Genomic DNA, 14,769 nt, shown 5'->3' on the forward strand with positions numbered 1-14,769 from the left:
CAACCCCGGGCGGCGGCGTTCGCCAAGAACACTTAACCACCTAGCCACAGCCATGATCAAACAAGCCCTCCTTTCCGTTTCCGACAAGACCGGTGTCCTAGAATTCGCGCGCGCCCTGTCTGCGCTCGGCGTCAACCTGCTGTCGACCGGCGGCACCGCCAAATTGCTGTCCGATAACGGTGTACCCGTCACGGAAGTGGCCGACTACACGGGCTTCCCCGAGATGCTCGATGGCCGCGTGAAGACCTTGCACCCGAAAGTACACGGCGGTATCCTGGCGCGCCGCGATTTCCCCGAGCACATGGCCAAGCTGGTGGAACACGACATGCCGACCATCGACATGGTGGTGGTCAATCTGTACCCGTTCCAGGGCACCGTTGCCAAGGCCGACTGCACCCTGGAAGACGCGATCGAGAACATCGACATCGGCGGCCCGACCATGCTGCGTTCGGCGGCCAAGAACCACAAGGACGTGATCGTCCTGTGCGATCCGAGCGATTACGAGGTGGTACTGGCCGAAATGCGCTCGGCTGACGGCAAGGCCGGCGAAGTAAGCTACGACACCCGTTTCATGCTGGCCAAAAAAGTCTTTGCGCACACGGCGCAATACGACGGCGCCATCACCAACTACCTGACCAGCCTCGGCCCGACGAAAGTGCACGCCGAGCGCGGCGCCTATCCGCAAACCCTGAACGTGGCGTTTGAAAAAGTGCAGGACATGCGCTACGGCGAAAACCCGCACCAGAGCGCCGCCTTCTACCGCGACCTGGTCGTCGCTGATGGTGCGCTGGCCAACTATCGCCAGCTGCAGGGCAAGGAACTGTCGTACAACAATATCGCCGACGCCGATGCGGCCTGGGAATGCGTGAAAAGCCTGGTTGGCTTCGAGCAAAGCGCTGCCTGCGTGATCGTGAAACACGCCAATCCCTGCGGCGTGGCCCTGGGCGCGAACGCGGCCGAAGCCTATGCGCGCGCGCTGCAGACCGACCCGACCTCGGCCTTTGGCGGCATCATTGCCTTCAATACGGAACTCGACGGGGCCACCGCCGGCGAAATCGCCAAGCTGTTCGTCGAAGTGCTGATCGCCCCGTCCTTCTCCGCAGAAGCGAAACAGATCCTGTCGAGCAAGCAGAACGTGCGCATGCTGGAAATTCCACTGGGCACGGGCGTCAACGCGATGGACTTCAAACGCGTCGGTGGCGGTTTGCTGGTGCAGTCGCCGGACGCGAAAAACGTCGCCATGGCCGACCTGCGCGTGGTCAGCAAGCTCAAACCGACGCCACAGCAGTTGGCCGACCTGATGTTCGCCTGGAAAGTGGCAAAATTCGTCAAATCGAACGCCATCGTCTTCTGCGGCAATAACATGACCCTGGGCGTGGGCGCAGGCCAGATGAGCCGTATCGACTCGGCCCGCATCGCTTCGATCAAGGCGCAGAACGCCGGCCTGTCGCTGACCGGCTCGGTCGTGGCGTCGGACGCCTTCTTCCCGTTCCGCGACGGCCTCGACGTGGTGGTCGACGCCGGCGCGACCTGCGTGATTCATCCGGGCGGCTCGATGCGCGACCAGGAAGTGATCGATGCGGCCGATGAGCGTGGCGTTGTGATGCTGTACACCGGAACCCGTCATTTCCGTCATTGATACGCATGTCGGATTACGCGTTCCGCTAATCCGACCTACCGCCCGTGGCGGTCGAATATTTAAACGGCAGGCTCCGGTTTCACTGGGCCTGCCGTATTCATTATAGAATCTGGCGATGATTATTCTTGGCATCGATCCTGGCTTGCGCACCACCGGCTTTGGGGTCATTGAAAAACACGGCAGCAAGCTGCGCTATATTGCTTCGGGCACCGTCAAGACCGCCTCGGATGGGGCTTTGCCGCCGCGCCTGAAGATTATCCTGCAGGGCGTGACGGAAATTATCGCCACCTACCGGCCCGACTGCGCGGCCATCGAAAAAGTCTTTGTCAACGTCAATCCGCAATCGACCTTGCTGCTGGGCCAGGCGCGTGGCGCGGCCATTTGCGCGCTCGTCCATGCCGACCTGGAGGTGGCCGAATATACGGCGCTGCAACTCAAGCAAGCCGTCACCGGCCATGGCAAGGCGGCCAAGGAGCAGGTGCAGGAAATGGTGGCGCGCCTGCTGTGCCTGCCCGGCTTGCCCGGCAGCGACGCGGCCGACGCGCTGGGTGTGGCGATCTGCCATGCCAACAGCGTCGATGCGCTGGCCATGGTCAAAGCGCTGGCGCCACAACTGCAGGGCTTGCGCATGAAGCGTGGCCGCCTGGTCGGCTAGCCACCACCCTCACACTCATATTAGGAACACGCGATGATAGGCCGTCTCTCCGGTATTTTGCTTGAAAAAAATCCGCCACAATTGCTGGTCGATTGCCAGGGCGTCGGCTATGAAGTCGACGTGCCGATGAGCACGTTTTACAATCTGCCCCAGGTTGGCGAAAAAGTCGTACTGTTCACGCACCAGGCCATCCGCGAAGACGCGCACCTGCTGTTTGGCTTTGGCAACGCTGCCGAGCGTGCCGTGTTTCGCCAGCTGATCAAGATCACCGGCGTCGGTGCGCGCATGGCCTTGTCGATTCTTTCCGGCATGACGATCGCCGACCTGGCGCAAGCGATCACCTTGCAGGACTCGGGCCGCCTGGTGAAAGTGCCCGGCATCGGCAAGAAGACGGCCGAGCGCCTGTTGCTGGAACTGAAAGGCAAGATCGGCGCGGATCTCGGCCCGCTGGGCGCACACGCCGCGCCGGACGCGCAGTCCGATATTCTCAACGCGCTGGTGGCGCTGGGCTACTCGGACAAGGAAGCGATGGCGGCCGTCAAAAACGTGCCGGCCGGCAGCGGCGTATCGGACGGCATCAAACTGGCGCTCAAGGCGCTGTCGAAAGGCTAACGGGAACCCGGCATGAGCATCCAGACTGACATCTTCACGGAACAGCGCATCATCGATGCGGCGCCGATCTCGCACAATGAAGAGGCGATCGAACGCGCCTTGCGGCCCAAGCAGTTAGATGAATACGTGGGCCAGGAAAAGATCCGCGACCAGCTGGAAATTTTCATCACTGCCGCGCGCCAGCGCAAGGAAGCGCTCGACCATACCTTGCTGTTCGGCCCGCCGGGCCTGGGCAAGACCACGCTGGCGCATATTATCGCGCGCGAAATGGGCGTCAACCTGCGCCAGACTTCGGGCCCGGTGCTGGAACGCCCGGGCGACCTGGCGGCGATCCTGACCAACCTCGAAGCGAACGATGTGCTGTTCATCGACGAGATCCACCGCCTCTCGCCGGTGGTCGAAGAGATTCTGTATCCGGCGCTGGAAGACTACCAGATCGATATCATGATCGGCGAAGGCCCGGCCGCCCGCTCCGTCAAACTTGACCTGCAACCGTTTACCCTGGTCGGCGCCACCACCCGCGCCGGCATGCTGACCAATCCGCTGCGCGACCGCTTCGGCATCGTCGCGCGCCTGGAGTTCTACAATACAAACGAGCTGACCAAGATCGTCACGCGCAGCGCGGCCTTGCTCAAGGTGCCGATCGACCCGGACGGCGCGATTGAAATCGCCCAGCGCGCGCGCGGCACGCCCCGCATCGCCAACCGCCTGCTGCGCCGCGTGCGCGATTTTGCCGAAGTGAAAAGCAACGGCGAGATCACCAAGGTGGTGGCCGACCGCGCGCTGGCCATGTTGGACGTCGACTCGGTCGGCTTTGACGTGATGGACCGCAAGTTGCTCGAAGCGGTGCTGTTCAAGTTTGGCGGCGGCCCGGTCGGTATCGGCAATCTGGCGGCGGCCATCGGCGAAGCGGCCGACACCATCGAAGACGTGCTCGAACCGTATCTGATCCAGCAGGGCTTCTTGCAGCGCACGCCGCGCGGCCGGGTCGCCACGCCGGCCGCCTATCTGCACTTTGGCGTCAGCGCGCCGCGCATCAGTCCCAGCGGTGAAGCGTGGACCTTGTGAGCACCGTGCCGGCGATGCAGATCTGGGTCGACGCCGACGCCTGCCCGGTGGTCATCAAGGAAATCTTGTACCGCGTGGCCGACCGGCTGGAGTTGCCCGTGACTCTGGTGGCCAACCAGAGCTTGCGCGTGCCGCCGTCGCGCTTTGTCCGTACCGTGCAAGTGCCGTCGGGCGCGGACGTTGCCGACCAGGAAATCGTGCGGCTGCTGAACCCGGGCGACCTGGTGGTGACCGGTGATATTCCGCTGGCGTCCGATGTGCTGAAAAAGGGCGGCTACGCGCTCAACCCGCGTGGCGAGTTTTATACGAATGATAATATCGCCCAGCAACTGAGCATGCGCGCCTTCATGGAAGAGCTGCGCAGCGGCGGCGTCGATACCGGCGGCCCGGCCGCCTTCAACCAGGGCGACCGGCAGAGTTTTGCCAACAGCCTGGACCGGCATTTGCAGAAATATCACCGCAAAAGCTGAACCGGGGTCGGCCCCCGTCCTTTTACTCCTCGCGCACCCACGTCTGCGAGCGGCCAAACATCGGCACGCCCACATAGCCGCGCACTTGCAGCTTGCTGCCGCCCTCCGTCAGCTCGGCCTTGCTCTTGTAGACCTTGCCGGTGGCAGGATCGGTGATTTCGCCGCCGTTCCATTCCTTGCCGTCTTTTTTCAGGCCTTTCAGGATGGTCAGGCCGATAATGGGCTGGTCCTTGTCGGCGCCCGTGCATTTGTCACAGGTGGGGTTCTGGGTTTCTTCCGGGGCACGGAACAGCTTTTCGATTTTGCCTTCCAGCACGCCGCCGTTGTCCGTGATGCGGACGATGGATTTCGGCTTGCCGGTGGCGTCGTCGATGGTTTTCCAGGTCCCCACGGGGCTGTCATTGGCGGCGCTGGCGCCGCCGGCGATGACCAAGGCGGCCATCAACATGGTGGTTTTGAGGCTGTTTGCAAATAAGGTAGGCATCGCTAGTCTCCATTGGTTTTTTGAATGTTACGCGAACTGTCACCAAGGCAAAACCAGCGATGGCGCGCGGCGCCGGGGAGGGCGTCGCGCGATACTGCCGGGGTGCCTTATGCGCTGGCCAGTTTAGCAAACTGTTCGCGCAGTTTCTCAATTGTGGCCGAAAAACTGAGCAAGCGCTCGTTTTCTTGCGCAACAATTGCGGCTGGCGCGCGCGCCACAAAGCTTTCATTGCCCAGTTTGCTGTTGACCTTGGCAATTTCCGCTTCGATACGGGCGATTTCCTTGCCCAGGCGCTCGCGTTCGGCCGCTACATCGATTTCCACTTTCAACATCAGCTTGGTGGTGCCAACGATGGCCACCGCTGCCGGCGAATCCGGCAGGGCGTCGACGATCTGCACCTCGGCCAGCTTGCCCAGTGACTGGATATACGGCGCATAGGTAGCCAGCGCCGCCTTGTCGGTGGCGTTGCCCGCTTCGACGATCAGCGGCACGCGCACCGATGGCGAGATCTGCATTTCGCCGCGCAGGTTGCGCGTGGCGTCCGTCAGCGCTTTCAACTGTTGCATCCACGCTTCGGCGTTGTCGTCGATCTTGCTGGTGTCGGCGATCGGATACGGCTGCATCATGATGGACACGCCCTTGGGCTCGCCCTCTGCTTTGGGCAGCTTGCCGGCCAGCGGGGCGACAGTCTGCCACAGCGCTTCGGTGACGAACGGAATGATCGGATGGGCCAGGCGCAGCACCACTTCCAGCACGCGCAGCAGGGTGTGGCGGGTGGCGCGCTGCTGGCCTTGCGTGCCTTGCTGCACTTGCACCTTGGCTACTTCCAGGTACCAGTCGCAATACTCGTCCCAAACGAACTTGTAGATGGTGGCGGCAATATTGTCGAAGCGGAAGTCCTCGAAACCCTTGGCCACGTCCAGCTCGGCCTTTTGCAGCAGCGAGATGATCCATTTGTCGGCCTGCGACAGGTCGGCGTCATTGGCGCGGTCCGCCGGTGCGGAGCAATCCTTGCCTTCCGTATTCATCATGACAAAACGGGTGGCGTTCCACATCTTGTTGCAGAAGTTGCGGTAGCCTTCGCAGCGGCCCAGGTCGAAATTGATATTGCGGCCCAGGGAAGCATAGCTGGCCATGGTAAAGCGCACGGCGTCAGTGCCGTAGGCGGAAATGCCTTCAGGGAACTCCTTGCGCGTGGCCTTGGTGATTTTTTCGGCGTCGCGCGGGTTCATCAGGCCGGTGGTGCGCTTGACGATCAGGCCGTCGAGGTCGATGCCGTCGATCAGGTCGATCGGGTCCAGGGTATTGCCTTTCGACTTGGACATTTTTTGCCCCGTCGAATCGCGCACCAGTCCGTGCACATAGACGGTTTCAAACGGCACCTTGCCCGTGAAGTGCGCCGTCATCATGACCATGCGCGCGACCCAGAAGAAGATGATGTCAAAGCCGGTGACCAGCACCGACGAGGGCAGGAATGCCTTCATGTCCGGGGTGTCTTCCGGCCAGCCCATGGTCGAGAACGGCACCAGGGCCGACGAGAACCAGGTGTCGAGCACGTCGTCGTCGCGTTTCAACGGCCCCGTGCTGCCGGCGGCCTGCGCCTTGGCTTGCGCTTCGGCTTCGGTCTTGGCGACAAAGATATTGCCGGCCTCGTCGTACCAGGCCGGAATCTGGTGGCCCCACCACAGCTGGCGCGAGATGCACCAGTCCTGGATGTTGTTGAGCCACTGGTTGTAGGTAGTGCTCCAGTTTTCCGGCACGAACTTGATTTCGCCGTTGGCGACTTTTTCCAGTGCCGTCTCGGCAATCGATTTGCCCGGGAAGAAAGTGCCTTCCGGCGCCGGTTTGCTCATCGCGACAAACCATTGGTCGGTCAGCATCGGCTCGATCACGACGCCGGTGCGGTCGCCGCGCGGCACCATCAGCTTGTGCGGCTTGACCTGTTCCAGCAGGCCCAGGGCATCCAGATCGGCGACGATCTGCTTGCGCGCGGCAAAGCGGTCCATGCCGCGATACGCTTCGGGTGCGTCGTCGGTGATTTTCGCGTCCAGCGTCAGAATGACGATCTGCGCCAGCTTGTGGCGCTGGCCGACGGCGTAATCGTTCATGTCGTGCGCGGGCGTGATTTTCACGCAGCCGGTGCCAAATTCCTTGTCGACGTATTCGTCGGCAATAATCGGAATTTCGCGATCGGTCAGCGGCAGTTTCAGCATCTTGCCGACCAGCGCGAGATAGCGCTCGTCGGTCGGATCGACCGCCACGGCCACGTCGCCCAGCATGGTTTCAGGACGGGTGGTGGCCACCGTCAAAAAGCCGCTGCCGTCGACCAGCGGGTACTTGATGTACCACATCGAGCCGTCTTCTTCTTCCGACACCACTTCCAGGTCCGACACGGCCGTGCCCAGCACCGGGTCCCAGTTCACCAGGCGCTTGCCGCGGTAGATCAGGCCTTGTTCGAACAGGCGCACGAAGACGTCGGTGACGACTTTCGAGCGCGGCTCGTCCATTGTGAAGTATTCGCGCTGCCAGTCGGCCGACGCGCCCAGGCGGCGCATCTGGCCGGTGATGATGGAACCCGATTTCTCTTTCCACTCCCACACTTTTTCGACGAACTTCTCGCGGCCCAGGTCATGGCGCGAAATCTTTTGCGCGTCGAGCTGGCGCTGCACCACGATTTGCGTGGCGATGCCGGCGTGGTCGGTGCCGGGAATCCAGGCCGTGTTATGACCGAGCATGCGGTGGTAGCGCGTCAGACCATCCATGATGGTCTGGTTGAAGGCATGGCCCATATGCAGGGTGCCGGTCACGTTCGGCGGCGGCAACTGGATGCTGAAGGAAGGCTTTCCGGCATCGAGGGTGGCGGTAAAGTAACCGCGCTGTTCCCACTCGGTGCGCCAGAATTGTTCAATGTCGGCGGGCTCGAAAGACTTGGCTAATTCCATGATTTGGCGTGTGTTTGGCAAAAGGAATCATTATAGATGACGCGGCAACGGCTGCGCCGTGGCAAATAGCGGTTTTTCAGGGTTTTGGCGGCTTTGCGGGCCACCCACCGGCAAGCGGACGGGGGTGAAAGTTGCACCGATGCTATAAAGTCGGCCTCGACGCCTCCTGCAACCGCAACGGCGCCGCCTATATGGTCGGCAACGCCACCGAAGTGGGCACCGGCGAGCGCGCCTTCAACCTCGGCTTGCGCCACGCGTTTCAAGTATTCAGGCGGCCAGCCTGGCGCCTTGCACCAGCAGCGCCTCGAAGGCGGGCGCTGCCAGCGGCCGGCTGTACAGATAGCCCTGCATCTGGTCGCAGCCGTGCTGGCGCAGGAAGTCCAGTTGCGGCGTCGTTTCCACGCCTTCGGCAATCACTTTCAGGCGCAGGTTGTGCGCCAGTGAAATAATGGCGCAGACAATCGCCGCGTCGTCGCTGCTGTGCGTGATGTCGTTGACAAACGATTTGTCGATTTTGAGTACATCGATGGGAAAGTGGCGCAGATAGGCCAGGCTGGAGTAGCCGGTGCCGAAGTCGTCGATCGACAATTGCACCCCCAGCGCCTTCAGGTTGCCCATGATGGCCGTGGCTTGCTCCACGTCGTGCATGACCATGCTTTCCGTCAGTTCCAGTTCCAGGTAATTCGCTTCCAGCCCGGTTTCCATCAGCACCGCCGCCACCGCCTGCAGCAGATTGCGCTGCTTGAACTGGCGCGCCGACAGGTTCACTGCCACCCGCAAATGGCCATGGCCGGCCAGCTGCCAGGCGCGCGCCTGGGCGCAGGCAGTACGCAGCACCCAGTCGCCGATCGGGATGATCAGGCCCATTTCCTCGGCCAGGCCGATAAAGCTGGCCGGCGCAATCGGGCCCAGTTGCGGATGGCGCCAGCGCAGCAGCGCTTCCATGCCCACCAACTGGCCGCTGGCCAGGTCGATCTGCGGCTGGTATTCGAGGTGGAACTGGTCGCGCTCGAGGGCATGGCGCAATTCGCTTTCCAGGCCCAGCCTTTCCAACGTATCGGCATTCATGTTCGAGGCATAGAATTGCCAGTGGCCGCGGCCCAGTTCCTTGGCGCGGTACATGGCGATATCGGCGTGCTTGATCAGTATTTCGGCGCTGCTCCCATCGTCGGGATAAACGGCCACGCCCAGGCTGCAACTGAGGAAAAATTCGTATTCGCCCAGCTGCATCGGCTGCGCCACGGCATCGAGGATGCGCTGCAGGATGGCCATGCCGGGGTCGCCATTGCCATGCTGCGGCAACAGCAGCACGAATTCGTCGCCGCCCAGGCGCGCCACCGTATCGACTTCGCGCGTGGCCGCCAGCAGGCGTTCGGCCACGCCCTTGAGCAGGGTGTCGCCGGCATCGTGGCCAAGCGTATCATTGACGAACTTGAAACGGTCCAGGTCGATGAACACTACCCACAGCGGCAAGCCGCTGCGCTGCGCGACAGCCATTTCATGCTCCAGGCGTTCGCGCAGCAGGCGGCGGTTGGCCAGTCCGGTGAGGATGTCGTGGCGCGCCTGGAAGGCCAGTTCGGCCTCGAAGCGCATCACGGCGCTGATATCGTATTGCGCCAGCACGAAGTGGCTGATCGGCACGGCGCCATCGTCGCCGGCCTGGCCGCGCACGGGCGCGACAAACGTTTCGCTCCAGTAAATTTCGCCATCCTTGCGGCAGTAGCGCAGGATGGCCTTGCCTTCGCGCTGCTCGCGGATGGCGGCCTGCAATTGATCCATGTTCGGCTGTTCCAGGATATTGCCCTGCAGGCTGGCCAGCGGCTTGCCCACCACATCCTGCGCCGGGTAGCCGGTAATGCGCTCGAACGCCGGGTTCACATATTCGACCAGGTAGCCGGGCGCTTCGGCGCTGCAGATGACGATGGCGTTGGCCGACACTTCGATGATGCGCTCGCGCAGGCGCAAGGACTTTTCATTTTGCAGGCGCGCCGCGATGTCTTCGGACAGGCGCAGGTTGGCGAACTGCAGCGCCGCCGTGCGCTCGCCCGTGATGCGTTCGATCACGCTGTTGCGCGACACCAGCTGATACACGTAGGCCGCTGCCAGCAAGGTCGACAACAAGCCGCCCAGCAGCACATACAGCGAGCCCTGGTGATCATTCCACAGCGCATGCGCCGGCGTGATGCGCACGCGCCAGGGCTGGCCGGCCAGGCTGAAGCTGGTCAGCGTGGGCTTGCCATGCGCGGCCTGCATCCACGCGGGCAGGGCGCGGTTGGTGGCGGCGGCGTCATGCTGGTATACCAGGGTCTGGCCTTGTGCGCCGGCAAATACTTCGATACCGGCATGGCCGCTGTCGAGCAGGTGAGCGCCGTCGAGGATGGTGGCGATCAGATGGGCGATGCGAAAGGTGGCGGCCGTCTCGCCGATCACGGCGCGCTGGCGCTGCTCGGGCGTATCGAGCGGCGCGCCGGCGCGGTACACGGGGGCCAGCACCAGGAAGCCCGTCTGCCGGCCAGGATATTGCGTCAGGGTCAGCAGTTCGGTAGCGGTCGGCTGGCCGCTGTCGCGCGAGGCGATGCGCGCCACTTGTTGCCCGGGCGAATTGCTGGTATCCAGGCCCAGCAACTGGGCATTGCCTTGCAGCGGTTCGACATAGTCGATCACGTTGTAGCTGTTGCGTTGCGGCGCCGGCTGGCTGTTGTTGCCGTCGTCGTCGCCCTGGGCGATCATGAAAGCGGGATAGGCCTGGCGCATGGCGTGTTCATAGCCGGCGCGGTCGGCATGGTCGAGCACGCGGCGATAGCTGAAGGCCTGGATTTCCGGATAGCGCTGCAGCAGCGGCGCGCTGAAGCTGCGGAACTGTTCGCGGCTGATCGGATCGATGCTGCGAAACAGCTGGTTCAGCACTTTTAATTGCTCCACCGCATTGTTCAGGCCTGATATCAGGGCGGCGGTCCGCACGCTGGCGTCGTGCTGGAACAGCAGGCGCGCGCTTTCCGCTTCGATCTGGCGTGCCGACACATAGCACAGGGCCGTGATCGCCAGGCCTGCCAGTGTGGTGATCAGAACCGAGACCGAGACCGAGATGCGTACCCGCCGGAGGATTTTTTGCATCGCATGCTTTCGGTCTGGAATTGCGTCGGGCCGGATCGGTGATCGGGTTGTCTGGTGCAATGACCGACTGTAGGTGTTAACACCCTCGCAAGTCCGTTCGCTACCGAACAGATGTAATTTGCGCGAGAAAATATAGTTGCGGTTCAGAGACACGCCTGTGTTACTCTGCGCCAAGGCGCCTCTCGTTCAGACGCCTCCCCCCTTCACCGCCTAGCTGACGACTGGAAACCAGGAAACCTGCCCATGTCGAGTCCGCATGTCGTGTTACACAATCCCAACCAGAACCATTTGCTTGCCGCCATGCAGGATGCCGATTTTGCGCGCCTGGCGCCGCACCTGGAACAAGTGGCCATGCGCCTGGGTGACGTAGTCTACGATTCGGGCGACAAACTGCATCATGTGGTGTTCCCTACCACCGCCATCGTCTCGCTGCACTATCTGCTGGAAAACGGCGGCTCGTCCGAAATTGCCGGTGTCGGCAATGAAGGCGTGGTCGGCGTGTCGCTGTTCATGGGGGGCGATTCGACCCCCAGCCGCGCGGTGGTGCAGACGGGCGGCGTCGGTTACCGCCTGAAGGCGCACTTGCTGATGGAAGAATTCAACCGCGCCGGGCCGGTCATGCGCTTGCTGCTGCGCTACACGCAAGCCTTGCTGACGCAGATGTCGCAAACGGCCGTGTGCAACCGCCATCACACGGTGGAGCAGCAGCTGTGCCGCTGGTTGCTGCTGACCCTGGACCGCCTGCCCGGGCGCGAACTGACCATGACCCAGGAACTGATCGCCAATATGCTGGGCGTGCGCCGCGAAGGCGTGACGGAAGCGGCCGGCAAGCTGCAGGCGCGCGGCTATATCAGCTACCGGCGCGGCCATATCACCGTGCTCGACCGCAGCGGGCTTGAAGGCACGACCTGCGAATGCTATGGCGTGGTCAAGAAGGAATTTGCCCGCCTGCTGTCGGACGTGCGCCAGCGCCAGGCTTGAGCCGCGCTACCGCGCCACATCTTGTCGTACTTATCGGACCATCCCATGCAAACAGTTGAAAAAATTCCCTCCGGCCTGCCATCGCGCTGGCCTGTCGCGCTGGCCTTCTGCTTCAGCGCCATCGTGCTGCTGGCGATCGCCGCGCTGGCCTGGCGCGGACCGTCCGATACGGCGATGCTGACCGGCGTGCTGGTGTTGCTGTTGCTGGTGCTGCTGGCCGCCCTGTACCGCCGCACCCTGGCCGCCGGCCTGCCGCGCCAGCTGCTCAAGGCCGGCGCCTTGCAGGACGCAATTTTCAACAGCGCCAATTTTTCCAGCATCGCCACCGATGCCCAGGGCGTGATCCAGATTTTCAATGTGGGTGCCGAGCGCATGCTCGGTTACGCGGCGCATGAAGTGGTCGACAAGCTGACGCCGGCCAGTATTTCCGATGCACAGGAAATCGTCGCCCGCGCCCAGGCTCTCTCGGCCGAACTCGATACGCCTATCACGCCCGGCGTCGAAGCGCTGGTATTCAAGGCCAAGCGCGGCATCGAGGACATTTATGAGCTGACCTATATCCGCAAGGATGGCAGCCGCTTTCCCGCCATCGTTTCGGTGACGGCCTTGCGCGACGCGCAGAACAAGGTCATCGGCTACTTGCTGATCGGCACCGACAATACGGCGCGCAAGCGTGTCGAGGCCGAGCAGGCCCTGCTCGACAAGCGCTTGCAGGAGCAGCAGGCCTATACCCGTTCGCTGATCGAAACCAATAACACCGAGCTGGAAAAGGCGCGCCAGGTGGCCGAAAAGGCCAACCGCGCCAAGTCCGAATTCTTGTCCAGCATGAGCCATGAATTGCGCACGCCGCTGAACGCCGTGCTCGGTTTTGCGCAGCTGATGGCGTCCGACGTGCCGCCGCCGACCCAGCCGCAGCAGCGCTCGCTCGACCAGATCCTCAAGGGCGGCTGGTATCTGCTGCGCCTGATTAACGAAATCCTCGACCTGGCCATGATCGAGTCGGGCAAGGTGACCATGTCGGAAGAGGCAATGTCGCTGCTCGACGTGCTGCAGGATTGCGAGGCGATGATTGCGCCGCAGGCGCAGAAGCGCGGCATCGCCATGCATTTCCCCCGCTATGGCGATGCCTTCTTTATTCATGCCGACCGCACGCGCGTGAAACAGGTGATGATCAACCTGCTGTCGAACGCCATCAAATACAATCAGAGCGGCGGCAGCGTGCAAGTCGCTTGCAGCCAGCGCGGCGACCGCGTGCGCGTCAGCGTCACCGACAGCGGCGCCGGCCTCGATGCGAAACAGATGGCGCAACTGTTCCAGCCCTTTAACCGCCTGGGCCAGGAACACAGCCAGGAAGAGGGCACCGGCATCGGCCTGGTGGTCACCAAGCAATTGGTAGAACTGATGAAAGGCACGATCGGCGTCGACAGCACGGTCGGCGTCGGCACCACTTTCTGGGTCGAATTCAAGGCCTCGCGCGCGCCGCAGCTGGTGCTCGGTGACGGTGACGTATTGCCGGTGGCGCAGGAGAGTTCCGACACCCTGCGCACCTTGCTGTACGTGGAAGACAATCCGGCCAACCTGGCGCTGGTCGAGCAACTGATCGCGCGCCGCAGCGATCTGAAACTGCTGACTGCCATCGACGCCCACCTGGGCATCGACCTGGCGCGCACCTGCCAGCCCGACGTGATCCTGATGGACATCAACTTGCCCGGCATCAGCGGCTTTGGCGCGCTGCGCATCCTGCACGACGATCCGCTGACCGGCCATATCCCGGTGATGGCGCTGTCGGCCAACGCCGTGCCGCGCGATGTTGAAAAAGGGCTGCAAGCGGGCTTTTTCCGCTATCTGACCAAACCGATCAAGGTTGTCGAATTCATGGAGGCGCTCGACGTGGCGCTGCACCATGCGGCCAGGCATGGCCTGGCCGACGACACCACCGCAATACGCTAATTGCAGCACATACTTAGGACTACCGCCATGCTACACGCCACCGAGATACTGAACGCCAGCATTCTGATCGTCGACGACCAGGAAGCCAATGTGATGCTGCTGGAACAGGTGCTGCGCAATGCGGGCTACACCCGCATCACCTCCACCATGGAGCCGCAAGCGGTGCGTGCGCTGCACCAGCAGCATCGCTACGACCTGATCCTGCTCGACTTGCAGATGCCGGAAATGGATGGCTTCGAAGTGATGGAAGGCTTGCGCGACCTCGAGGCGGGCAGCTATCTGCCGGTGCTGGTGATCACCGCCCAGCCCGGCCACAAGCTGCGCGCGCTGCAGGCCGGCGCCAAGGATTTCGTCGCCAAGCCCTTCGACCTGGTGGAAGTGAAAACCCGCATCCACAATATGCTGGAAGTGCGCTTGCTGTACCAGAAACTGGCCGACTACAACAAGTCGCTCGAACTGGCGGTGCAGGAACGCACGGCCGAACTGCGCGAAAGCGAAGCGCGCTTCCAGCGTTTCACGGAATTGTCGTCGGACTGGTACTGGGAACAGGATGCCGAGGGCAACCTGACGCGCTTTTCCGGCCCCGTGGCCGAGATGCTGGGCATCGGCAGCGCAGACGAACCGCAACGCTGGAATGCCACCGAGCGCGCCCTGCTCGACGAAAAAATCGCCGCGCGCGAACCGTTCCTCGACTTTATCTACAGCCGCCAGAATGCGGACGGCAGCATGCAATACCTGCAGGTCAGCGGCGAGCCGATGTTCGACCAGGGCAGCCGCTTTGTCGGCTATCGCGGGATCGGGCTTGACATTACGGCGCGCCAGCAAAAAAGCTGATTTATACTGGCAGCTGTTTA

11 protein-coding genes are annotated in these 14,769 nt (G+C 62.6%); 8 read left to right on the plus strand and 3 right to left on the minus strand.

All coding sequences use genetic code 11. The features are described 5' to 3' along the window. Positions 1-52 precede the first annotated feature (52 nt). The 5 genes from purH (at position 53) to CD932_RS14380 (ending at position 4,444) form a co-directional block, all read left to right on the plus strand. Entirely contained in the window at positions 53-1,639 is a 1,587-nt protein-coding gene (gene purH, locus CD932_RS14360; protein ID WP_094443216.1) for a bifunctional phosphoribosylaminoimidazolecarboxamide formyltransferase/IMP cyclohydrolase, read from the plus strand. Between the two features lie 115 nt (positions 1,640-1,754). Next, complete coding sequence (gene ruvC, locus CD932_RS14365; protein WP_094443217.1) at positions 1,755-2,294, plus strand: crossover junction endodeoxyribonuclease RuvC; 540 nt, start codon at positions 1,755-1,757, stop codon at positions 2,292-2,294. A 33-nt stretch (positions 2,295-2,327) separates the two neighbouring features. Further along, positions 2,328-2,906, plus strand: coding sequence for a Holliday junction branch migration protein RuvA (gene ruvA, locus CD932_RS14370; RefSeq protein ID WP_094443218.1), 579 nt, complete (start codon positions 2,328-2,330; stop codon positions 2,904-2,906). Positions 2,907-2,918: 12 nt separating this feature from the next. Continuing rightward, positions 2,919-3,974 (plus strand): Holliday junction branch migration DNA helicase RuvB, encoded by a 1,056-nt coding sequence (ruvB, locus tag CD932_RS14375; protein ID WP_094443219.1) that lies wholly within the window; start codon positions 2,919-2,921, stop codon positions 3,972-3,974. A gap of 14 nt (positions 3,975-3,988) precedes the next feature. Beyond that, positions 3,989-4,444 (plus strand): YaiI/YqxD family protein, encoded by a 456-nt coding sequence (locus CD932_RS14380; protein ID WP_094443647.1) that lies wholly within the window; start codon positions 3,989-3,991, stop codon positions 4,442-4,444. Positions 4,445-4,466: 22 nt separating this feature from the next. Here CD932_RS14380 and CD932_RS14385 read toward each other — a convergent pair whose 3' ends face one another. From CD932_RS14385 to CD932_RS14395, 3 genes are all read right to left on the minus strand, one after another. Continuing rightward, entirely contained in the window at positions 4,467-4,928 is a 462-nt protein-coding gene (locus CD932_RS14385; protein ID WP_094443220.1) for a DUF2147 domain-containing protein, read from the minus strand. A gap of 107 nt (positions 4,929-5,035) precedes the next feature. Then, positions 5,036-7,870: a valine--tRNA ligase gene (locus tag CD932_RS14390; RefSeq protein ID WP_094443221.1), complete on the minus strand. Its 2,835-nt coding sequence runs from the start codon at positions 7,868-7,870 to the stop codon at positions 5,036-5,038. Positions 7,871-8,137: 267 nt separating this feature from the next. Next, positions 8,138-10,984 carry an EAL domain-containing protein gene (locus tag CD932_RS14395; protein WP_094443222.1) on the minus strand — a complete coding sequence of 949 codons (2,847 nt, stop codon included), beginning with the start codon at positions 10,982-10,984 and terminating at the stop codon, positions 8,138-8,140. A 243-nt stretch (positions 10,985-11,227) separates the two neighbouring features. Here CD932_RS14395 and CD932_RS14400 point away from each other — a divergent pair, with 243 nt between their 5' ends. From CD932_RS14400 to CD932_RS14410, 3 genes are read left to right on the plus strand one after another with little or no spacing between them, the layout of a single operon-like run. Continuing rightward, entirely contained in the window at positions 11,228-11,965 is a 738-nt protein-coding gene (locus CD932_RS14400) for a Crp/Fnr family transcriptional regulator (RefSeq protein WP_094443223.1), read from the plus strand. Positions 11,966-12,010: 45 nt separating this feature from the next. Further along, positions 12,011-13,915: an ATP-binding protein gene (locus CD932_RS14405; protein ID WP_094443224.1), complete on the plus strand. Its 1,905-nt coding sequence runs from the start codon at positions 12,011-12,013 to the stop codon at positions 13,913-13,915. Positions 13,916-13,942: 27 nt separating this feature from the next. Then, positions 13,943-14,749, plus strand: a complete 807-nt coding sequence (locus CD932_RS14410) for a response regulator (RefSeq protein WP_094443225.1) — start codon at positions 13,943-13,945, stop codon at positions 14,747-14,749. The last annotated feature ends 20 nt before the right edge of the window (positions 14,750-14,769 follow it).

The organism is Janthinobacterium sp. PC23-8, from assembly GCF_002250505.1.
Taxonomy (GTDB): Bacteria; Pseudomonadota; Gammaproteobacteria; order Burkholderiales; family Burkholderiaceae_D; genus Janthinobacterium.